Below are 21,221 nucleotides of genomic sequence, written 5' to 3' on the forward strand. Positions count from 1 at the left end.
CCCCGGGCGGCCCCGGCCACGCTGACGCCACCGGTACCAGCAGGTACGCTCAACGCGATATGAGCAGCGAGAACCTCCCCCAGAGCACGGAGCACCAGCTCCGCAAGCCGCGTGTGGCCGTCGTGTTCGGCGGCCGCAGCTCCGAGCACGGCATTTCGGTGGTCACGGCCGGCGCGGTCCTGAACGCGATCGACCGGACGAAGTACGACGTCCTGCCGATCGGCATCACGACGGACGGCCGCTGGGCGCTCACCGCCGACGCACCCGAACGCATGGCCATCACCGAGCGGCGGATGCCGGACGTGACCGAACTGGCCGAGTCCGAGGACGGCGGCGTCGTGCTCTCCGTCGACCCGGGCAGCCGCGAAGTGGTCTACACGGAGCCCGGATCGGTCCCCAAGGCGCTCGGCGAGGTCGACGTCGTCTTCCCCGTCCTGCACGGCCCGTACGGCGAGGACGGCACGCTCCAGGGCCTGCTGGAGCTCTCCGGCGTGCCGTACGTCGGCGCCGGGGTGCTCGCCTCGGCGGTCGGCCAGGACAAGGAGTACATGAAGCGGGTCTTCACCTCCTTCGGCCTCCCCGTCGGCCCCTACGTCGTCGTACGCCCCCGAGAGTGGGACCACGACCGGCAGGCCGCCCGCAAGCGCATCGTGGACTTCGCCGGCGAGCACGGCTGGCCGCTCTTCGTGAAGCCCGCCCGCGCCGGCTCCTCCATCGGCATCACCAAGGTCGACGACCTCGCCGGGCTGGACGAGGCGATCGAGGTGGCCCGCCGCCACGACCCCAAGTTCCTCGTCGAGTCCCTGCTGCGGGGCCGCGAGATCGAGTGCGGGGTGCTGGAGTTCGAGGACGGCCCGCGCGCCAGCGTGCCCGCCGAGATCCCCCCGGTCACCGCGCACGACTTCTACGACTTCGAGGCCAAGTACATCGACGCGGCCTCCGGGATCGTGCCCGCGCCGCTCACCCCCGAACAGACCGCCGAGGTCCAGCGGCTCGCCGTCGAGGCGTTCGACGCCTGCTCCTGCGAGGGCCTGGTGCGCGCCGACTTCTTCCTCACCGAGGACGGCACCTTCGTCATCAACGAGATCAACACCCTGCCGGGCTTCACCCCGATCTCCATGTACCCGCGCATGTGGCAGGAGAGCGGTGTCGACTACCAGCAGCTGGTGGACCGCCTCATCCAGGCGGCGCTGGACCGGCCCACCGGCCTGCGCTGACCCGCACGGCACCCCTGCGGGGCGTGCGCCCCGCGAACGGCGCACGCCCTACAGGCTGGGCGGAACGGTCTTCTTCACCGCGGCGGCGAACGCCGCGAGCGGCGTCGCGTCGTGCGCGTACGCCTCCGAGAGCGTCACCTCCACGTACGCCTTGCGCAGCGTCGTGGTGAAGCGGGGTCCGGCGCCCTCGCGCTGCTCCAGCAGCCAGTTGACGCCGTCCGCCTCCGCGGCCTTCGCCTGGGGGTCGCCCATCTTCTCGGGGCGCGGGACACCGCAGCGCAGTACGATCGCCCCGTCCCCCCACCCGGCCGTCAGCTCGGAACGGGGCGCGGGGTCCTCGCGCTCCAGCCCCGCGACGGAACGCGGCAGCTCCTTGTGCAGGGCACGGCAGTAGGCTGCGGCTTCCGAGGACGGGGTGGGCACCGTCACCGACGCCGCCGGGTCCGGGGAACAGCCCGCCGCGGCCAGCAGAACCAGGACGGCGGACGGACCGAGGAGCACGGGGTGGAGGAGCCGGCGGCGGGTGGATGTCACCGGCCCAGCGTAGACGGGGGCTACAGGTGAACGACCGGGCAGGTCAGGGTTCGGGTGATGCCGTCCACTTGCTGGACCTTGGCGACCACCATGCGACCGAGTTCATCGACCGTGTCGGCCTGGGCCCGCACGATCACGTCGTAGGGGCCGGTGACGTCCTCTGCCTGGATCACTCCCGGAATCCGGGAGATGGTCTCGGCGACGGTCGACGCCTTGCCCACCTCGGTCTGAATAAGGATGTACGCCTGTACCACGGAACCTCCAGGGCGGCCACGAGGATCATGTGGGGGAAAGGGACGCCACGTTATCGCGTCGCCGCACGCCGCGGGGAGACCTGGGGGCCGGAAGACGTCCACAGCGTGGCGTACGGAACGCACAGGTTGACGTATCCCTTGACGGTACCGACCGCGAGGAGGACCCGCGACCGCGCGTCGGGCGGCGCGGACGGGGGACGGACATGCCCGTGACCAGCAAGACCGGCCGTACGCGCCGGCGACCGCGCTCCACGACCGGGGCGGGCACCCGGGCCGCGGGAGCAGGCCGGACGCCCGTCCGGCCCCATCGATGAGAGGTGAGACTCGGTGAAGGGAACCGTGGGCGAGTTGGGGGAGTTCGGCCTCATCAGGGAGCTGACGTCCCGGCTTACCACCACTCCGGCGGTACGGCTGGGGCCCGGCGACGACGCCGCGGTCGTGACCGCCCCCGACCGCAGGGTCGTGGCCAGCACGGACATCCTGCTGGAGGGGCGCCACTTCCGGCGCGACTGGTCGACGGCCTACGACGTCGGCCGCAAGGCCGCCGCGCAGAACCTCGCCGACATCGCCGCCATGGGGGCCGTGCCCACCGCGCTGCTCCTCGGTCTGGTCGCCCCCGCCGAACTCCCGGTCACCTGGGCCGGCGAGCTGATGGACGGCATCCGTGACGAATGCCAGGTCGCCGGGGCCGCCGTGGTGGGCGGCGACGTGGTGCGCGGCGACACCATCACCGTCGCGATCACCGCGCTCGGCGATCTGCGCAACCACGAACCGGTCACCCGGGCCGGCGCCCAGCCCGGCGACGTCGTCGCCGTCACCGGCTGGCTCGGCTGGTCCGCCGCCGGATACGCCGTGCTCTCCCGGGGCTTCCGCTCGCCCCGCGCCTTCGTCGAGGCCCACCGCCGGCCCGAACCGCCCTACCACGCGGGCCCCGCGGCGGCCGGGCTCGGCGCCACCGCGATGACCGACGTCAGCGACGGACTCGTCGCGGACCTGGGCCATATCGCCGAGGCCAGCAAGGTCCGCATCGACCTGCGCTCCGGTTCCATCGACATCCCCTCGCAGATGTCCGACATCGGCCAGGCCGTCGGCGTCGACCCGCTCCAGTGGGTGCTCACCGGGGGAGAGGACCACGCGATCGTCGCCACGTTCCCGCCGGACGTGAAGCTGCCGGCCCGCTGGAAGGTGATCGGCGAGGTCGTCAACCCCTCCGCGCTGCCCCAGGTGACCGTCGACGGGGCGCCCTGGACCAGCACCAGCGGCTGGGACCACTTCGGCGGCATCGAGGACGCCCAGTAGATTGCGGCCCATGCCGATATCTTCCGCCGCACCTCCCCGTGTGCTCACCGTCGCCGGATCCGATTCCGGCGGCGGTGCGGGCATCCAGGCCGATCTGAAGACCATGCTGGCCTTCGGCGTCCACGGGATGAGCGTGCTGACCGCCGTCACCGCGCAGAACTCGCGGGGCGTCCAGGGCGCCTGGGAGCTGCCCGCGGACGCCGTGCGCGCCCAGTACCGCAGCGTCATGGACGACATCGGGGCCGGGGCCGTCAAGACCGGCATGCTCGCCTCGGCGGAACTGGTGGAGACCGTCGCCGATCTGCTGGCCCGGACCGCCGCCCCGGCCGTCGTCGACCCCGTCGGCGTCTCCAAGCACGGGGACCCGCTGCTCGCCGCCGAGGCGCTGGACACCGTCCGCGCGAAACTGCTGCCGGTCGCCACCGTCGCCACCCCGAACCTCGACGAGGTGGCGCAGCTCACCGGGATCGCCGTCACCGACGAGGCCGGAATGCGCCGGGCCGCGGCCGCTGTGCTGGAGTACGGGCCCCGCTGGGTGGTGATCAAGGGCGGGCACCTGCCGGGCGACCCCGTCGACCTGCTCACCGACGGCACCGAGGAGCACTGGCTGCGCGCCCCCCGCCACGACAACCGCCACACCCACGGAACGGGCTGCACGCTCGCCTCCGCCATCGCCTGCGGACTGGCCACCGGCCAGGACGTGCCCACGGCCGTACGGGCCGCCAAGGACTACGTCACCGGGGCGATCGCCGCGGGCTTCCCGCTCGGCTCCGGGATCGGCCCCGTCGACCACGCCTGGCGCCTGCGCGACCCCCGCTGACCGGCCGGGCCCGGCGCACCGGGCCCGGCTTTCCGGTTCCGGGCACGGCAAAAAGCCGGTCCACCGAGATGGACCGGCTTTTTGGGCAACCGGTAGGGCTGCGCTACGACGGGAACGTCAGCGCGCGACCTTGCCGGCCTTGATGCACGAGGTGCAGACGTTGAGCCGCTTCGGCGTCCGCCCGACCACGGCACGCACGCGCTGGATGTTGGGATTCCAGCGACGGGACGTACGGCGGTGCGAGTGCGAAATGCTGTTGCCGAAGCTCGGCCCCTTGCCGCAAACGTCGCAGTTGGCAGCCACGGGTCACTCCAAAACTTCAGATGCACTTACAGTGAATTCCGGCACGCCGGATTCATTGGATGAAGTGGCGGTACCGGGGGAATGTCCCGACTTACGTCGGGCAACCGAAGCAGCATACAACGGCCGCGTCGGAGATACGAAACTACCATGGCTTCGGCGACCGCCCGCCCCGCCCCTGGAGCCCGGCCGACCGCCGGCCGGACTACTCTGCGGTGCAGCCCGCCGGCCCGGTACGCGTTTCGAGGAGGACCATCAGGTGTCGCAGACCGCCGACGACCTGGACGCCGACGCGGTGCGCACCTGGTGCTCACGGGCGCTGGACGCGCTGGGCCGGGAACGCGAGGCCATCGACGCGATCAACGTCTACCCCGTCGCCGACGGCGACACCGGCACCAACCTCTATCTGACCGTGGAATCCGCGGCCGCCGCCGTCGAAGCCGTCTTCGCCGCCCACGAGACCGGGCCGCTGGCCCCCTCCACCGCCGACGCGGTGCGCGCCATGGCGCACGGGGCGCTGATCGGCGCCCGGGGCAACTCCGGCACGATCCTGGCGCAGCTGCTGCGCGGCATGGCCGGGGTGCTCGCCGGGGAGGCCGGACCCGGCTCGCTGCGGCTCGCCCTGGCCCGCGCCGCCGTGTCCGCCCGCGAGGCCGTCGCCCACCCCGTCGAGGGCACCGTCCTCACCGTGGCCACCGCCGCCGCGGAGGCCGCCGCCCGGACCCCCGCAGACGCCACGACGGCGGCGGTGGCCACCGCCGCCCACGCGGGTGCGCGCACGGCCCTGGACGCGACCCCGGGGCAACTCCCCGTCCTCGGCAGGGCCGGGGTCGTGGACGCGGGCGGACGCGGACTCGTCGCGGTGCTCGGCGCCCTGGTCGAGGCGGTCACCGGACAGGCCCCGGAGCCGGTGGCCCCCACGGCGCCCGCCCCCGTCCCGGTCCTGGACTGCCCCTCGGCCGACGGCCCCCAGGACGGCCCGGCCTTCGAGGTCATCTACCTCCTGGAGGCCGAGGACGCCGCCGTGGAGCGGCTGAGGACCCGGCTCGACGCCCTGGGGGACTCCCTCGTCGTCGTGGGCGGGGACGGACTGTGGAACGTCCATGTCCACGTCGACGACGCGGGCGCGGCGGTGGAGGCGGGCGTCGAGGCCGGCCGGCCGCACCGCATCCGGATCACCCACTTCGCCGCCGACCGGGGCCACGCCCGCCCCGAACCCGTCCAGCGCGCCGTCGTCGTGGTCGTCCCCGGCGACGGGCTCGCCGGCCTCTGCGCGCAGGCCGGCGCCACCACCGTGCTCGCCCGCCCCGGCGAACCCCTCGCCAGCGGCGAACTCGCCGACGCCATCCGCCGCGCGCACGCCCGCGAGGTGGTCCTGCTGCCCAACGACGGGGACCTGCGCCACACCGCGGCCGCCGCCGCCGAACAGGCCAGAGCCGCCGGCATCCGCGTCGCCCTCGTCCCCACCCGGGCCGCCGTCCAGGGCATCGCCGCCCTCGCCGTCCACGAACCCGACCGCAGCTTCGACGAGGACGTGGTCGCGATGACCGCCGCGGCCGGAGCCACCCGCTACGCCGAACTCGCCGTCGCCGAACGGCAGTCCTGGACCATGGCGGGCATCTGCCAGGCCGGCGACGTCCTCGGCCTCATCGACGGCGACGTCGCCGTCATCGGCCACGACCTCCCCGCCACCGCCTGCGCGGTCCTGGACCGCATGCTCGCCGCCGGCGGCGAACTGGTCACCCTCGTCCTCGGCGAGGACGTCCCCGACGCCCTCGCGGACACCCTGGAGAACCACGTCCGCGAGGGCTATCTCGCGGTCGACACGGTGGTCTACCGGGGCGGCCACCAGTGCGCACCCCTGCTGATCGGGGTGGAGTAGGTCCGGACGCCGGACGGGCCCCGGGGCCCGTCCGGCGCGTCGGGCTCAGGCGCGCACCGCGCCCGTCGCGTACCCGCGGAGCGACTCGGCCTCGGCACGACGGGCGTCCGCGGTCTCGTCGGTGTCCGGGGGGACGTCCTCGTACGCGGCGACGACGGCGGCGGCCCGGCGCAGGGCGCCCTCCGGACGCCCGAGATCGGCCTCCAGCCAGGCCGCCATGAGTTCCGCCGCGGTGCGCTGCGCCAGGGCCTCGGGACCGGCCGGGGCGAGGAGGGCCACCGCGCGGTCGACCAGGGCGAGAGCTTCCTCGTACGCGAGTCGGGCGGGGTCGTCGGGGGCCTCGCCGGGGTCCTCCTCGCAGGCGTGGGCGATCAGTTCGGCGGTCTGGCGGAAGGTGTCGGCCAGCTCCTCACGGAGTCCGGCGTCCTCGCAGACGCGCTCGGCCTCGGCCATGAAGGCGCGTGCGGGGGCGAGTCCCGCCTGGCCGTCGCGGACGGCGATCCAGGCCCGGACGCGCAGGGTGCGGACCAGGGAGGGCAGCTCGCCCAGCTCGCGCCAGAGCTCACCGGCCCGGGTGTAGGCCCGGTCGGCCTCGGGGTTCAGCTCGGCCCGGTAGAGCGCCTGCCCGGCCAGCTGGGCGAGCATCGCGTGGTCGTGCTGCTCCGGCCAGCCGCGGGCGACATCGGCCGCCCGCAGCCAGTGCCCGGCCGCCTCCCGGGGCTCGTCGAGCGCCATGAGGCCGTCGCCCAGCCACCAGAGCGTCTGGACGAGCAGGCCCTCCCCGTGGTCCTCGGCATCGATGTCCGGCAGCACGGACTCCAGCACGGCGGCGGCCTCCGCCGCCCGCCCCAGCCGCAGCAGCCAGCCGCCCAGCTGATGCCGGGCGTAGACGCCGAGCGCCTCGTCGCCGCCCTCGTCCGCCCAGTGCGCGGCGTCCAGCGCGGCGTCCGCCGCCTCCTCGAACCGGCCCGCGCCGGCCAGCGTCTCGGCGAGCTGGAGCAGCAACCGGGCCCGCCCGGCCGCCGGCAGCCGGCTCCCGCCGTGCTCCAGCGCCGCCCGGACGGAGCGCTCCGCCGCCCCGTGGTCGCCGAGCTGCGCCTCGATCCGGCCGGCCCGCGCCTCGTACTCGACCGCGTACCACGGCAGTCCCGCCGCCACCGTCTCGGCGGCGGCGCGGTTGTACAGCCCGGCCGCGCCGGGGCCGTCGCCGCCGAACCCCGCGACGTCCGCGAGGAAGCCCAGCACCTCGGCGAGGCGGGAAGGAACCCCGTCCTCGTCCCGCAGCGGCTCGGCGAACTCCAGGGTCTCCCGCGCCGCCCGGTCGAGCGCGGCGATCGCCGCCTCCCCGTCCTTCTCGTCCTCGGCGCGCACCAGCCGCTGCCGGGCTATCCGGGCCCGGCACACCAGCACCCCGCTCGCCTGCCGGGCCGTGGCCGCACCCTCCGCGTGCAGCGCGAGCGCCCGGCCGACCAGCGGCTCGATCTCCCGCGCCGCCTCGTCGACGGCGCCCTCCATCGAGCGCAGGAAGGCCCGCCGGGCCAGGGCCGCCACGGCCTCCCCGGCGTCGCCCGCCTCCTCGTACAGCCGGGACGCCGTCGCGAACAGCTCCGCGCACTCGGCCGCCGGCCGGTCGCCGTCCATCGCCAGATGGTCCGCCATGCTCGCCCGGTCGTGGACGGTCAGCACATCCGGCTCGCCGTCCTTCCCGTCCCGGTCCGCGACCGCCTGCCAGGCGGGACCGGCCTGCGGGTCATGGGCCTCCGAGAGCCGCTTCGCCTCGGCCAGCAGCCCGGCCAGATCCCGTTCCGCCTCCCCGGACCGCCCCTCCCGCGCCGGGGCCACCGGCACGGCTGCGGCCACCGGCCGCGCCGCCCGCACGCCCAGCGGCAGCCGGTCCAGAAGCGGCCGGCGCGCCAGCCGCTCCCGGGTCTGCCCGCCCACGTAGCCGTTGCCGTTGCGCGCGTCGAAACGGGCGGCGAGGGCCAGCGCCCGCGCACGGGCCTCGACGGCCAGCGTCGCGGCGGTCCACTCGGTGCCGGCCGGACCGGGCACCGGCTGCTCCCCGTGCCCCAGCGCGACCAGCCGGTCCATCAGCACGGCCGTCACGGCCAGATAGTCCAGCAGGCTGCCCGGATTGCCGTCGTCGGTGAAGTACGCCGGACGCTCGGCCAGGATCTCCAGCCCCCGCGCCTCGTTGCCCGTCAGGGCGCAGAACTCGATGTGCAGCGCGACCGCGTACCGCATGCTCTCCATCGGCCGCACCAGCCGGTAGCCGCGCAGATGGTGCGCCCTGGCCCGCTCCGCCCGCCCGGTCCGCAGCAGCGGCAGCAGCGAGGCGGCCAGCACCGCGTGCGGCTCGTGCGCGCAGGTGTGCTCGCCCTCCAGCACCGGCGCCCAGGCGGCCAGCGCCTCCTCGTCCCGGCCCCGCAGCACCTGCCAGCTGCCCTGCTCGTGCAGTTCGCAGGCATGGCAGTTGGCCATCCGGTCGCGCTCGGCCGCCTGCCACGCGGCGTACGCCCGCCCGGCCCGCTCCATGTCGCCCAGATGCCGGGCGATCTCCAGCTCTCCCTGGTGCACCGCCCGCGCGGAGTGGCCCGCGAGGCGGTAGCGGTGCGCCATCTCCGCCTGCCACTTCTCGATGGCGGCGAGCGGGATGTGCGGCTGGTCGACCATGGAGCTGGAGACCCACTTGAACATCCAGAACAGATGGTGGGTCATGAACGCGTTGAAGTCGTCCGGCCGTTCGTCCCACATCCGCAGCAGCCGCGCGAACGGGACGAACATCTTGTCCTTCTCGGAGCTGTAGTTGTAGACCTGCAGCTGATGGACCAGCGCCTCCACCAGCAGCGGGGCGTCGCCGCTCTGCTCGGCCTCGGCCAGCAGCCGCTCCGCGCGGGCGTTGCGGGCCGGCCCCTCGGGCTCGTCCAGCAACTCCCGCAGGGACCGGCGGATCGTCTCGGTTCCGGCGCTCATCGGCCGTCCTCCTGGGGGTGTGCGGGGGAGTTCCCCGGTACGGCGGGGGCGGCCCACTCCAGCAGTCCGGCGAAGGCCCGGTTCAGCAGCGCCGAGTCGGCCGGCCGCAACGGCCGCTGGGCCATCAGCAGTGCCTGCCCGTACAGCGCCTCCGTGGCGGTCGCCGCCAGCTCCGGGGCGTCCAGCGCACCGATCCGGCGGATCAGCGGATTGAGATGGTTCAGCACCAGCCGGGCCCGGGGCGCCGAACCGCGCAACGAGCCGAGAATGCCCGCCCACAGCTCGTCCGCCTGCTCCTCGGCCTCCGCCCGCGCCTGCTCGTGACGGGCCGAACGGTCGTCCAGATGCAGTGCCGGCACCGTCAGCGGATGGAACGCGCGCAACGCCACGTCGCAGCCCAGCGGATCCAGCCGGGCCCGCGCCGCCGCCAGGAACGGCCCCAGCGCCAGCTCCTCCCGCGGATCGACCGCGTCCAGATGCGCGGTGACGGTGTCGGCGTCCAGCTCCGCGACCACCGTCCCCGGCCGGACCGAGGGCAGCGCCTCCACCAGCTCGGTGTCGTACGTGTAGCCGCCGTTGACCACCCCGATGCCCTGCGCGGACGCGATCGGCGCGACCTGGCGGAACTCCTCCACGGACCGGGTGAAGTGCACCACCGGATGGCGCCGGGCGAACTCCTCCAGCGACAGCCGGCCGTCCGTCGTCTCGAACGGCAGCCACGGCAGCATCGTGCGCAGCATCGCCCCGTCGTGCCGGGCCAGCGACTTCACGCCCAGATGGTGCACGGACAGGAACTCCGCGAGCCGCTCCGGATCGCCCGCCGCGAGCCCCGTCAGCCACCCCCTGATCCGCTCGCCCAGCGCCTCGCGGACCGCGGCCAGCGTCTCGTCCGCGTACAGCGCCTCCCGCGAGGCCGTCGGCCGCAGACTGTCCGTGTCGATGACGCACCGCACGAAGAACGCCCACTCCGGCAGCAGCTCGTCCGCCCGGTCCGTGAGCAGCATCCCCTTGAGATGGACCCGGTGGCCCGCGCGCTGCGCCGGACTCACCGCCGACGGCAGCACGTACGCCACCCCGCGGATGCCGGCCGGCGGCAGGTCCAGGTCGATCGTGTCGAGCGGCGAGAAGCCGAACAGCTCGTGGCAGTGGCGGGCGAGCGCCACCCGTCGCGCCGCCGGGCTCGGATGCGCGCGGTCCCACGGGGCCGGCAGATCCGTGACGGCCACGTCACCGACCCGCACGTCGTACGGCAGCAGCGCACCGAAGTCCCGGGCCAGCGCGCGCACCCGCTCCTCGGACAGCCAGTCACCCGAGCCCGGCCGGGCCGTCAGGCACACGGTCGTGCCCGGCTCCGGCCGCGCCTCGTCCGGCAGGGTGCGGACGGTGTACGAACCGTCGTCGCGGGCGCACCACTCCACCGGAGGCGCACCGGGCGTCCGCGCCGAACGGCTCACCACCCGGATCTCCGCGGCGACCACGAAACAGGCGAGCAGCCCGATCCCGAACTGGCCCAGGAACTCCGCCCGCGCCGAGGCCAGCCCCTCGGCGCCGTCCCGTTTGGAGCTGCGCCCGATCGTGGCGAGCAGGCTGTGCACATCGGACTCGGTCAGCCCGATGCCGCTGTCCTCGACGCGCAGCCGGCCGCCCTCGGCGTACAGCCGCACCCGCGCGGGGGCGTCCGGCGCTTCGGCGCGCCGTGCCGTGATGGCGTCCACGGCGTTCTGGAGCAGCTCGCGCAGATAGACGCGCGGCGAGGAGTAGAGATGATGGGAGAGGAGGTCGACCAGGCCGCGCAGATCCACCTGGAAGGTGTGCGGGGCGGCGGGGTCCGGGGACGCGGAATTCGCTGAGTTCTCAGATGTCATTCGTCGCAGCGCCGGTGGGGGGACTTGCGACAGCGCGGGTCGGGCGATCCCCCGCAGGGCGATCGCGAACGAGAGCGTGGGAGCCGATCCTAGGGTCGGGCGACAAATCTGACCAGGAGTTTCGGAGGGCGCCGGTGGTGCCCCCGGCCCGTCTGTCAGTGCGGTGGTGTGCAATGGATCGCGTGTCTGCGTTCGACGAACCCCTCAAGAAGCTCCTCGGCGGTGCCACCGCGAAGGTGATGGCCGAGCACCTCGATCTGCACACGGTCGGTGATCTGCTGCACCACTACCCGCGGCGGTACGAGGAGCGCGGGCGGCTCACGGCACTGACCGATCTCCCGCTCGACGAGCACGTGACGGTCGTCGCCCAGGTCGCCGACGCCCGGGTGCTGACGTTCAGCGGCGGCCGGGGCAGCGGCAAACGCCTCGAAGTCACGCTCACCGACGGCCACGGCCGGCTCCAGCTCGTCTTCTTCGGCCACGGCGTCCACAAGCCGCACAAGGAGCTGCTGCCCGGCCGGCGCGCCATGTTCGCCGGCAAGGTCTCCGTCTTCAACCGCAAGACGCAGCTCGCCCACCCCACGTACCAACTGCTCGACGCCGACCCGGCCGACGGGAGCGCCGCCGAGGCCGTCGACGCCTTCGCGGGCCGGCTGCTCCCCATCTACCCGGCCTGCAAGCAGCTCGACTCCTGGCGGATCGCCAAGGCGGTCGACGCCGTGCTTCCCAGCGCCGGGGAGGCCGTCGACCCGCTGCCGCCGGCGCTGCGCGAGGGCCGCGGTTTCGCCACGCTGCCCGAGGCCCTGCTGAAGATCCACCGCCCGCAGACCAAGGCCGACATCGCCGAGGCCAGGGAGCGCCTGAAATGGGACGAGGCCTTCGTCCTCCAGGTCGCCCTGGCCCGCCGCAGGCACGCCGACACCCAACTGCCCGCCGTCGCCCGCCGGCCCGCCCCCGGCGGCCTCCTCGACGCCTTCGACGCCAAGCTGCCCTTCACCCTCACCGAGGGCCAGCGGAAGGTCTCGAAGGAGATCTTCGACGACCTCGCCACCGAGCACCCCATGCACCGCCTCCTCCAGGGGGAGGTGGGTTCCGGAAAGACGATGGTGGCGCTGCGCGCCATGCTCGCCGTCGTGGACGCCGGCGGCCAGGCCGCGATGCTCGCCCCCACCGAGGTCCTCGCCCAGCAGCACCACCGCTCGGTGACCGAGATGATGGGGGAGCTGGCCGAGAAATGGGGGCTGTGGCGCGGAGCGCCTCTCGATGAGGGGCGGCGGTCGGGAGACGGGCGGGCGCTGGGCGGCGCCGAGCAGGGGACGAAGGTCGTGCTGCTCACCGGATCGATGGGGACCGCGGCCCGCCGGCAGGCGCTGCTCGACCTGGCCACCGGCGAGGCCGGTGTCGTCATCGGGACGCACGCGCTGATCGAGGACAAGGTCGCGTTCCAGGACCTGGGCCTGGTCGTCGTGGACGAGCAGCACCGCTTCGGGGTGGAACAGCGCGACGCCCTCCGGTCCAAGGCGCACACCCAGGGGGAGAGGAGGTCCCCGCATCTGCTCGTCATGACCGCCACCCCCATTCCCCGGACGGTCGCCATGACCGTCTTCGGCGATCTGGAGACCTCCGTCCTCGACCAGCTCCCGGCCGGCCGCTCGCCCATCGCCAGCCACGTCGTCCCCGCGAAGGACAAGCCCCACTTCCTCAGCCGTGCCTGGGAGCGGGTCCGCGAGGAGGTGGAGAACGGCCACCAGGCCTACGTCGTCTGCCCCCGCATCGGTGACGACGACGACCCCGCGAAGAAGAAGGGCAAGAAGTCCGCCGAGGAGGAGGCCGCGGCGGACAAGCGCCCGCCGCTCGCCGTCCTGGACGTCGCCGACCAGCTCGCCAAGGGGCCGCTGCACGGCCTGCGCGTCGAGGTGCTCCACGGCAGGATGCAGCCCGACGACAAGGACGACGTGATGCGCCGCTTCGCCGCCGGCGACGTCGACGTCCTCGTCGCCACCACCGTCATCGAGGTCGGCGTCAACGTCCCCAACGCCACCGCCATGGTGATCATGGACGCCGACCGCTTCGGCGTCTCCCAGCTCCACCAGCTGCGCGGCCGGGTCGGCCGCGGCTCCGCCCCCGGACTCTGCCTGCTGGTCAGCGAGGCCCACGAGGCGAGCCCCGCCCGCGCCCGGCTCTCCGCCGTCGCCGCCACCCTCGACGGCTTCGAGCTCTCCCGCATCGACCTCGAACAGCGCCGCGAGGGCGATGTCCTCGGCCAGGCCCAGTCCGGCGTGCGGTCCTCCCTTCGGGTCCTCAGCGTCATCGACGACGAGGAGGTCATCGCCGCCGCCCGCCAGGAGGCCGCCGCCGTCGTCGCAGCCGACCCGGAGCTGGAGCACCTGCCGGAGCTGCGCACGGCGCTCGACGCCCTGGTCGACAAGGAGCGCGAGGAGTACCTCGACAAGGGCTGAGCCGGGGGCACGCCCCGGGGCGCCGGGCCCCGGGCGACGCCATATCGTGGGGCGTACGGCGTCCGCAGCACCCTGCCCGCCGCCCCGACCCGAGGACCAGACACCCATGACCCGCGTGATCGCAGGCGTGGCCGGCGGACGCCGCCTGGCCGTCCCGCCCGGCACCGGCACCCGCCCCACCTCCGACCGCGCGCGCGAGGGCCTGTTCTCCACCTGGCAGGCGCTCCTCGGCACCCTCGACGGCATCCGGATCGCCGACCTGTACGCCGGTTCGGGGGCCGTGGGCCTCGAAGCCCTCTCCCGGGGCGCCGCCCACGCCCTGCTCGTGGAGGCCGACGCCAAGGCCGTGCGCACCGTCCGCGACAACGTCCGCGTGCTGGGCCTGCCCGGTGCCGAGGTCCGGGCGGGCAAAGCCGAACAGATCGTGACAGGGCCGCCCCCGGCCGCGCCGTACGACGTGGTCTTCCTCGATCCGCCCTACGCCGTCACGGACGACGATCTGGGCGAGATCCTGATCACACTCCGTGCCCAGGGGTGGCTCGCGGACGACGCGGTCGTCACCGTGGAACGCAGCACCAGAGGCGGAGAATTCAGCTGGCCCAAGGGATTCGATCCCCTGCGGGCCCGTCGCTACGGCGAGGGAACGCTTTGGTACGGTCGCGCCGCCGCTACGTGCGAAGACGCACGATGACCGGACCGGAGAGCGAGGGAATCACGTTGCGCCGCGCCGTATGCCCGGGGTCGTTCGACCCCATCACCAACGGACATCTCGACATCATCGGCCGTGCGTCGAAGCTGTACGACGTCGTGCACGTCGCGGTGATGATCAACCAGTCCAAGAAGGGCCTGTTCACCGTCGACGAGCGGATCGACCTCATCCGCCAGGTCACCGCCGAGTTCGGCAACGTCGAGGTCGAGTCCTTCCACGGTCTGCTGGTCGACTTCTGCAAGCAGCGCGACATCCCGGCGATCGTGAAGGGCCTGCGGGCCGTCAGCGACTTCGACTACGAACTCCAGATGGCCCAGATGAACAACGGGCTCTCGGGCGTCGAAACGCTCTTCGTGCCGACCAATCCGACCTACAGCTTCCTGTCGTCCTCGCTGGTCAAGGAGGTGGCGACCTGGGGCGGCGACGTCTCGCACCTGCTGCCGCCCCCGGTCCACGCCGCCCTGACCGAGCGCCTCGCCGAACGCTGAGCCGCTGACGGCACGTCACCAGGTGTCGGGCGGGCACCGACTGGCCGTACAGTCGTCCCGTCCGTCTCCAATCCGCAGTAGAGAGTGGCGAGCACACGGTGGACGTGCAGAAGAAGCTCGACGAGATCGTCGAAGCGGTCGGGAACGCCCGGTCCATGCCCATGTCGGCGTCCTGCGTGGTCAACCGCGCCGAACTGCTCGCGATGCTCGAAGAGGTGCGCGAGGCGCTGCCCGGCTCGCTCGCCCAGGCCGCCGAGGTCATCGGCGGCCACGAGCAGCTCGTCGAGCAGGCCCGCCAGGAGGCCGGACGGATCATCGAGTCGGCCCGTGCCGAGCGCGACTCCCTCGTCTCCGACACCGAGGTCGCCCGCCGCGCCCAGGCCGAGGCCGACCGGATCCTCGGCGAGGCCCGCAAGGAGGCCGACGAGGTCCGCGCCGAGGCGGACGAGTACGTCGACAGCAAGCTCGCCAACTTCGAGGTCGTCCTGACCAAGACCATCGGCTCCGTCGACCGGGGCCGCGAGAAGCTGCTCGGCCGGGGCCGGGGCACCGACGAGCACGGCTACGAGGACCCCGACTTCACCGAGGCCCCCGAGCGCAGCGCCGACCCGGACACGCTCCGGCGCCGCGCCGACGAGTACGTGGACACCAAGCTCGGCGCCTTCGAGGCGGTGCTCGCCAAGACCCTGGAGGCCGTCGGCCGGGGCCGGCAGAAGCTGCACGGCCGGGTCGCGACGGACGAGCTGGGCGCCCACATCGCCGCCCAGGACGCGGCGGGCGACCAGGGCCGCACCAGTGACGAGGACCACTGGGCCGGACTGGCCGAGGTCGCCGCCCCGCAGCCGCTCCCGCTGCCCCGGCAGGGCGAGCCCGCCTACGGCGCGCAGCCGGAGCCGCAGTACGCCCAGACGTACGGCTACCAGGACCAGGGCCAGGACTCCTACGGGGGCCAGGGACAGGACGCCTACGGCGAGCCGCAGCGGCAGGACGTCTACGGGGACCTGCGCCAGGACGCCTACCGGGACCCCGCCGCGCAGGACGTCTACGGCTACCCTCAGCAGTCCGACCCCTACGCGGCCTACCAGCAGCAGGGCTACGACCCGAACCAGGGCCCGGCCGCGCTTCCGGCCCAGGGCGGCTACGACGCCTGGCAGCAGCCGGTCCAGGGGCAGCAGCCCCCCTCCCAGGGCGAGGGTGCGCTGGACGAGACCAGCCTCTTCGACACCAGCATGATCGACCTGGACCAGCTCCGCCGGTACGAACAGGGGCGCTGACCGCCTCCGGGCGCCCGGCCGGGCAGCCGGGGCGGGGGACGGGGCCGGATTGGGAGCTGGGCGGTGTGTCCAGTATCCTGGCTCTTCGGTCGCGCGTATGTCCGCGATCCCGGCTGCCCGCTTCGACTCCGGACCGGTCGGCCCCCACCTCCCTGACGCGCACGATCCGAAAGCAGGAAGACCCCTGAACGGCAACCTCGACCACCGCAACCCCCTCGTGTTCGATACGCACGAGCTGGGTCGGCGTCCTGGTGCCATGAAGCGGCTGACCCGCACGGTGGACGCCCCGAAGGACTTCGGTATCGACGGGGTCATCGGTGTGCCGGAGGGCGCTCCGGTGGAGCTGGAGCTCCGCCTCGAATCCGTCATGGAGGGTGTGCTCGTCACCGGCACCGCCCGTGCGGCCGCCGAGGGGGAGTGCGTAAGGTGTCTGGAGCCGCTGAGCCTTGAGGTCGAGGCGGACTTCCAGGAAATGTTCTCGTACCCTGACGCCGATGACCGGAACGGTGGCACGTCCGCCGCCCCGGTCGACGACGCCGAGGACAGGTTCTTCCTCGAGGACGGCTTGCTCGACCTCGAGTCGGTGCTGCGTGATGCGGTGGTGCTCGCACTGCCGATGCAGCCGGTGTGCAAGGAGACCTGTGCCGGTCTGTGCTCCGAGTGCGGAGTCAGGCTGGACGAGAATCCCGGCCACCACCACGATGCCGTCGACGCTCGTTGGGCGGCACTGCAAGGACTCGCCGAGACCATTCAGGACGGCGAGAAGGACAACATGGGCGGCGCCGGCACCGGCGTCGACGAGAAGCAGGAGAAGTAGCCGTGGCTGTTCCGAAGCGGAAGATGTCGCGCAGCAACACGCGCCACCGCCGGTCGCAGTGGAAGGCTGCGGTCCCCACCCTGGTTTCGTGCGAGCGTTGCCAGGAGCCGAAGCTGCAGCACATCGCGTGCCCGAGCTGCGGCACGTACAACAAGCGCCAGGTCCTCGAGGTCTGAGCGGCTGGTGAGAGGCCCGATGTCTGAGTTGTCCCACGCCAAGAAGCAGGCAGACAACGTCAACACAGCCTCGTCCCACACGCTTCTGGAAGGGCGGCTCGGGTATCACCTCGAGTCCGCCCTTCTGGTGCGTGCGCTGACCCATCGTTCGTACGCGTACGAGAACGGCGGTCTGCCCACCAACGAGCGGCTGGAGTTCCTCGGGGACTCCGTGCTCGGTCTGGTGGTCACCGACACGCTGTACCGCACCCACCCCGACCTGCCCGAAGGCCAGCTGGCCAAGTTGCGGGCCGCGGTGGTCAACTCTCGTGCGCTGGCGGAAGTGGGCCGCGGCCTCGAACTCGGCTCCTTCATCCGGCTCGGCCGGGGCGAAGAGGGCACGGGCGGCCGGGACAAGGCTTCCATCCTCGCCGACACGCTCGAAGCGGTGATCGGCGCGGTCTATCTCGATCAGGGCCTCGACGCGGCATCGGAGCTGGTCCACCGGCTCTTCGATCCGCTGATCGACCGGTCCTCGAACCTCGGCGCCGGCCTGGACTGGAAGACCAGCCTCCAGGAGCTGACCGCGAGCGAGAGCCTCGGAGTCCCCGAGTACCTCGTCACGGAGACCGGCCCCGACCACGAGAAGACCTTTACTGCTGCCGCCCGCGTCGGTGGTGTCTCGTACGGCACCGGCACCGGCCGTAGCAAGAAGGAAGCGGAGCAGCAGGCGGCCGAGTCCGCCTGGCGTGAGATCAGCGCCGCCGCGGAAGCACGGGAGGCGGAGGCCAAGGCCGCCGCCGACGGAGGGGCCGCCGACACCCCTGCCGCACCGTCGCCGTCCACGGACGCCGCTCCGGCCTGACCCACGAGGACCCCCGGTGCGCCCGCGCACCGGGGGTTCTCCGTGCCCGCATCCCCCACCACCCCCATCCCGATCCAGGAGAACCGGACGTGCCCGAGCTGCCCGAGGTCGAAGTCGTCCGGCGCGGTCTCGCCCGCTGGGTCACCGGCCGCACGGTCGAGGACGTGGAGGTCCTGCACCCGCGCGCGGTCCGCCGCCATCTCGCCGGAGGCCCCGACTTCGCGGCCCGGCTCACCGGGACGCGCCTCGGGACGGCGATGCGGCGCGGCAAGTACCTCTGGGTGCCCCTCGACGACGCCGACACCTCGCTCCTGGGCCACCTCGGCATGAGCGGCCAGCTCCTCGTCCAGCCGGAGGACGCACCCGACGAGAAGCACCTGCGCATCAGGGTCCGTTTCGCCGACGCCGCCGGCACCGAACTCCGCTTCGTGGACCAGCGCACCTTCGGCGGGCTCTCGCTCCACGAGAACACCCCCGACGGACTGCCCGACACCATCGCGCACATCGCCCGCGACCCCCTGGACCCGGCCTTCGACGACGCCGCGTTCCACACCGCGCTGCGGCTGCGCCGCACCACCGTCAAACGCGCTCTGCTCGACCAGTCGCTGATCAGCGGGGTCGGCAACATCTACGCGGACGAGGCGCTCTGGCGCGCCCGGCTGCACTACGACCGGCCGACCGCCACGCTGACCCGGCCCCGCACGGCCGAGCTGCTGGGGCATGTCCGGGACGTGATGAACGCGGCGCTCGCCCAGGGCGGCACCAGTTTCGACAGCCTCTATGTGAACGTGAACGGGGAGTCGGGCTACTTCGACCGCTCGCTCGACGCCTACGGCCGCGAGGACGAGCCCTGCCACCGCTGCGGTACGGCGATGCGGCGCCGCCCGTGGATGAACCGGTCGAGCTACTTCTGCCCCCGCTGCCAGCGCCCGCCGCGTCCGAGCGGCGTGTCCTAGGGCGTGTGGTGAAAGTAGCGCCGTCCGCCCGCCGAGCAGGCGGGACTTTCACCACACGCCCTTAGGAGTCGACCGGGGCCGTGCGCGCGGCGTCGTAGCGGTCGCGGGCGTCGAGGACCTCGGACATCCGGCCCTCGACCAGGTCGATGAGGGCCAGGAGCCGGGCGGCGACCTCGCGTCCGAGCGGGGTCAGTTCGTAGTCGACCCGGGGCGGATTGGTGGGCTGGGCCTCGCGGTGCACCAGCCCGTCGCGCTCCAGGGCGTGCAGGGTCTGGGAGAGCATCTTCTCGCTCACCCCGTCGACCCGGCGGCGCAGCGCGTTGAACCGGAGGCGTCCCTCGTACAGGGCGCCGAGCGTCAGACTGCCCCAGCGGCCCGTGGCGTGCTCCAGCGTGGAGCGGGAGGGGCACCGCCGGGAGAACACGTCGAAGAGGAGCGCGTCGACCGCGCCGCCGTTCGCGTCGTCGGCGTTCTCGTCCATGACGACAGCGTACGCCCCACAGCGCTGTCCACGAGTTTGCGCAAACCGTGGGTAAGGCTGTGGGGCGTACGGGGAATCCGTGCCCGATGGTGCGGGGCGCCGGGACCGGCGGGCGGTCCCGGCCGTCCTCGGAAACGTCCCGGCCGACCTCAGAAGCCGAAGTCCTGGGTCCACCAGGGGCCGCCGGCGCCGAAGTGGACGCCGACGCCGAGGGTCGTGTAATCGCAGTTGAGAATGTTTGCGCGGTGGCCCTCGCTGGCCATCCAGGCGTCCATCACGGCCTGGGCGTCGGCCTGACCGCGGGCGATGTTCTCCCCGCCGAGCCCCGAGACACCGGCCGCGGAGGCGCGGTCCCAGGGGGTCTTGCCGTCGGGGTCCGTGTGGTCGAAGAACCCGCGGGCGGCCATGTCGTCGCTGAAGCGCTGCGCCAGCGAGGCGAGCGAGCCGCTGGCCTTCACGGGGGTGCAGCCGACCTTGGCGCGCTCCTGGTTGACGAGGGCGAGCACTGCGGCCTCGGCCGAGGAGGCGGTGCTCGGGGAGACCGGGGCGGTGGCGGCCTTGACGGTGGTGGACGGGCTGGGCGCGGCGGCGGGCGCCGAGCTCTTCGTCGCCGGGGCGGACGCCGCCGACTTCTTCGCCGACTTCGGGGCCGGGGCGGACGAGGTCTTCCTCTCGGCGGCGGGCCGCTCGTTCTGCCTGGTCGCGGCCGGTGTCCGGGTCGGGGTCGCGGTCGTGGAGGGGCTCGCCGACGCGCTCGCGGACGGTGGAGCCGAGGTGGCGGCGGCCTCGGGCGAGACCGTCCGGGCGGGAGCCTTGGCACGCTCGGTACCCCGGCTGGCCGGGGCGGAGGAGGTCGCCCGGTCGGCCGGCGCGGTCCGGCCCCCGTCCTGCGACAGCAGATTCGGGGCGGCCTCGGAGCGGACCTGGTCGGTGGCCGGGCCCCCGCTCACGACGGAGTTGTCGCCGCCGGGTATCAGGCCCGAGGCGACGGCGACGGCACCGACGGCCACGGCGGCGGAGACGCCGAGCAGCCCGGTGCGCATCGGCAGACCGCCGAGCCTGCCCCGGCGCGCGGTCCGGTCGCGGTCCTCGGCCCCGTCGGTGGACCGGTCAGCGGCGGGAGCTGCCGCGGAGCGTCGATGGCGTCCCATCTGCTGTGCCCTTCTGACGATCTGGACGCCGTTGTCGGCGCGCCTTTGCTCACCCGAACGAGTGAAGCTTGTGCGAGGGGACTGTACGCCATGAGGAATCGGGGGGAAGTGCTCCGAAAGTAATTGCCCGGTTAGCGTTCGGGCATGAACGAAGATGTGCGCCTCACGGCATGGGTACGCGGCCGAGTACAGCAAGTAGGCTTCCGCTGGTTCACCAGGGCAAACGCTTTGGAGATCGGCGGGCTCACCGGATTCGCCCTCAATCTCGACGACGGCCGGGTCCAGGTCGTGGCGGAGGGCCCGCGTGAGAATTGCCACCGCCTTCTCGACTGGCTCCGCTCGGACGACACTCCCGGCCGGGTCGACGGAGTCACTGAGATCTGGGACACGCCGCGCGGGGGATACGAGGGGTTCGCGATCCGCTGATCATGCGCACCGGGAGGGTGCGGACGGGGCTCGTGTTCGGGCGGTGTTCGACGTGGGTCGCGGGGTGACGGAGGAGCCACCGGCCCCGCGTACACATGAAATGACCTGCGGAATGTCCTGATGCTTGCCAAGATTCGGTTGCCGTGCCAGGCTGCGGCTCAAGGATGATCCCCGGACCCCTCAGGGCCCCGTCGGAGAGCCGCGCCGCATGATCGCCACCGCCGCGCGCCCCCGGGCCGCCCGCCTCTACGGGGTGTGATCGTGTTGACCGTCAAACTTTTTGGTGAGACTCTGAA

At 73.2% G+C, this 21,221-nt stretch carries 20 protein-coding genes; 13 read left to right on the plus strand and 7 right to left on the minus strand.

Annotation, left to right across the window (positions count from 1 at the left end; translation table 11 throughout):
• The first annotated feature begins 59 nt into the window (after positions 1-59).
• Positions 60-1,217, plus strand: a complete 1,158-nt coding sequence (locus ACWCXC_RS20055) for a D-alanine--D-alanine ligase family protein (protein WP_450890103.1) — start codon at positions 60-62, stop codon at positions 1,215-1,217.
• Between the two features lie 48 nt (positions 1,218-1,265).
• Here ACWCXC_RS20055 and ACWCXC_RS20060 read toward each other — a convergent pair whose 3' ends face one another.
• Both ACWCXC_RS20060 and ACWCXC_RS20065 read right to left on the minus strand, forming a co-directional pair.
• Positions 1,266-1,751 (minus strand): DUF3515 domain-containing protein, encoded by a 486-nt coding sequence (locus ACWCXC_RS20060; protein ID WP_450680771.1) that lies wholly within the window; start codon positions 1,749-1,751, stop codon positions 1,266-1,268.
• 20 nt (positions 1,752-1,771) lie between these two features.
• Positions 1,772-2,005, minus strand: a complete 234-nt coding sequence (locus ACWCXC_RS20065; RefSeq protein ID WP_383644314.1) for an Lrp/AsnC family transcriptional regulator — start codon at positions 2,003-2,005, stop codon at positions 1,772-1,774.
• 327 nt (positions 2,006-2,332) lie between these two features.
• Here ACWCXC_RS20065 and ACWCXC_RS20070 point away from each other — a divergent pair, with 327 nt between their 5' ends.
• Positions 2,333-3,304, plus strand: coding sequence for a thiamine-phosphate kinase (locus tag ACWCXC_RS20070; protein ID WP_450680770.1), 972 nt, complete (start codon positions 2,333-2,335; stop codon positions 3,302-3,304).
• A 10-nt stretch (positions 3,305-3,314) separates the two neighbouring features.
• The gene (gene thiD, locus ACWCXC_RS20075) at positions 3,315-4,124 is read left to right on the plus strand and encodes a bifunctional hydroxymethylpyrimidine kinase/phosphomethylpyrimidine kinase (RefSeq protein WP_450890104.1); all 810 of its coding nucleotides are present in this window, start codon (positions 3,315-3,317) and stop codon (positions 4,122-4,124) included.
• A 117-nt stretch (positions 4,125-4,241) separates the two neighbouring features.
• Here the strand turns inward: thiD and rpmB are convergent, their stop codons facing one another.
• Positions 4,242-4,427 carry a 50S ribosomal protein L28 gene (rpmB, locus tag ACWCXC_RS20080; protein ID WP_003965989.1) on the minus strand — a complete coding sequence of 62 codons (186 nt, stop codon included), beginning with the start codon at positions 4,425-4,427 and terminating at the stop codon, positions 4,242-4,244.
• A 256-nt stretch (positions 4,428-4,683) separates the two neighbouring features.
• Here rpmB and ACWCXC_RS20085 point away from each other — a divergent pair, with 256 nt between their 5' ends.
• Positions 4,684-6,306: a DAK2 domain-containing protein gene (locus ACWCXC_RS20085; RefSeq protein WP_450890105.1), complete on the plus strand. Its 1,623-nt coding sequence runs from the start codon at positions 4,684-4,686 to the stop codon at positions 6,304-6,306.
• A gap of 45 nt (positions 6,307-6,351) precedes the next feature.
• Here the strand turns inward: ACWCXC_RS20085 and ACWCXC_RS20090 are convergent, their stop codons facing one another.
• Both ACWCXC_RS20090 and ACWCXC_RS20095 read right to left on the minus strand, forming a co-directional pair.
• On the minus strand, positions 6,352-9,279 hold the full coding sequence (locus ACWCXC_RS20090; RefSeq protein ID WP_450890106.1) for a tetratricopeptide repeat protein: 2,928 nt from the start codon (positions 9,277-9,279) through the stop codon (positions 6,352-6,354).
• A complete protein-coding gene (locus ACWCXC_RS20095; protein ID WP_450680766.1) occupies positions 9,276-11,144 on the minus strand; it encodes an HSP90 family protein in 1,869 nt (622 codons plus the stop codon). The genes ACWCXC_RS20090 and ACWCXC_RS20095 overlap by 4 nt, the downstream gene beginning before the upstream one ends.
• A gap of 173 nt (positions 11,145-11,317) precedes the next feature.
• Here ACWCXC_RS20095 and recG point away from each other — a divergent pair, with 173 nt between their 5' ends.
• The 8 genes from recG to mutM all read left to right on the plus strand — a co-directional run bounded on the left by recG (position 11,318) and on the right by mutM (position 18,867).
• Positions 11,318-13,603 carry an ATP-dependent DNA helicase RecG gene (recG, locus tag ACWCXC_RS20100; RefSeq protein WP_450680765.1) on the plus strand — a complete coding sequence of 762 codons (2,286 nt, stop codon included), beginning with the start codon at positions 11,318-11,320 and terminating at the stop codon, positions 13,601-13,603.
• A gap of 106 nt (positions 13,604-13,709) precedes the next feature.
• Positions 13,710-14,294, plus strand: coding sequence for a 16S rRNA (guanine(966)-N(2))-methyltransferase RsmD (rsmD, locus tag ACWCXC_RS20105; RefSeq protein WP_450890107.1), 585 nt, complete (start codon positions 13,710-13,712; stop codon positions 14,292-14,294).
• Between the two features lie 26 nt (positions 14,295-14,320).
• On the plus strand, positions 14,321-14,800 hold the full coding sequence (coaD, locus tag ACWCXC_RS20110) for a pantetheine-phosphate adenylyltransferase (protein WP_450680792.1): 480 nt from the start codon (positions 14,321-14,323) through the stop codon (positions 14,798-14,800).
• A 98-nt stretch (positions 14,801-14,898) separates the two neighbouring features.
• Positions 14,899-16,074 carry a cell division initiation protein gene (locus tag ACWCXC_RS20115; RefSeq protein WP_450680763.1) on the plus strand — a complete coding sequence of 392 codons (1,176 nt, stop codon included), beginning with the start codon at positions 14,899-14,901 and terminating at the stop codon, positions 16,072-16,074.
• Between the two features lie 217 nt (positions 16,075-16,291).
• The gene (locus tag ACWCXC_RS20120; protein WP_450890152.1) at positions 16,292-16,891 is read left to right on the plus strand and encodes a YceD family protein; all 600 of its coding nucleotides are present in this window, start codon (positions 16,292-16,294) and stop codon (positions 16,889-16,891) included.
• A 2-nt stretch (positions 16,892-16,893) separates the two neighbouring features.
• Positions 16,894-17,067: a 50S ribosomal protein L32 gene (gene rpmF, locus ACWCXC_RS20125; protein WP_003965982.1), complete on the plus strand. Its 174-nt coding sequence runs from the start codon at positions 16,894-16,896 to the stop codon at positions 17,065-17,067.
• A gap of 19 nt (positions 17,068-17,086) precedes the next feature.
• Complete coding sequence (gene rnc / locus ACWCXC_RS20130; RefSeq protein WP_450680762.1) at positions 17,087-17,911, plus strand: ribonuclease III; 825 nt, start codon at positions 17,087-17,089, stop codon at positions 17,909-17,911.
• An 89-nt stretch (positions 17,912-18,000) separates the two neighbouring features.
• Entirely contained in the window at positions 18,001-18,867 is an 867-nt protein-coding gene (mutM, locus tag ACWCXC_RS20135; RefSeq protein ID WP_450680761.1) for a bifunctional DNA-formamidopyrimidine glycosylase/DNA-(apurinic or apyrimidinic site) lyase, read from the plus strand.
• Between the two features lie 61 nt (positions 18,868-18,928).
• On the opposite strand, the gene ACWCXC_RS20140 is transcribed toward mutM, so the two are convergent.
• Positions 18,929-19,348 (minus strand): winged helix-turn-helix transcriptional regulator, encoded by a 420-nt coding sequence (locus tag ACWCXC_RS20140; RefSeq protein WP_450680760.1) that lies wholly within the window; start codon positions 19,346-19,348, stop codon positions 18,929-18,931.
• Positions 19,349-19,497: 149 nt separating this feature from the next.
• Positions 19,498-20,499, minus strand: coding sequence for a CAP domain-containing protein (locus ACWCXC_RS20145; RefSeq protein WP_450890108.1), 1,002 nt, complete (start codon positions 20,497-20,499; stop codon positions 19,498-19,500).
• A 144-nt stretch (positions 20,500-20,643) separates the two neighbouring features.
• Here ACWCXC_RS20145 and ACWCXC_RS20150 point away from each other — a divergent pair, with 144 nt between their 5' ends.
• Entirely contained in the window at positions 20,644-20,925 is a 282-nt protein-coding gene (locus tag ACWCXC_RS20150; RefSeq protein ID WP_148021059.1) for an acylphosphatase, read from the plus strand.
• The last annotated feature ends 296 nt before the right edge of the window (positions 20,926-21,221 follow it).

This window comes from Streptomyces sp. NPDC001515 (assembly GCF_053597115.1).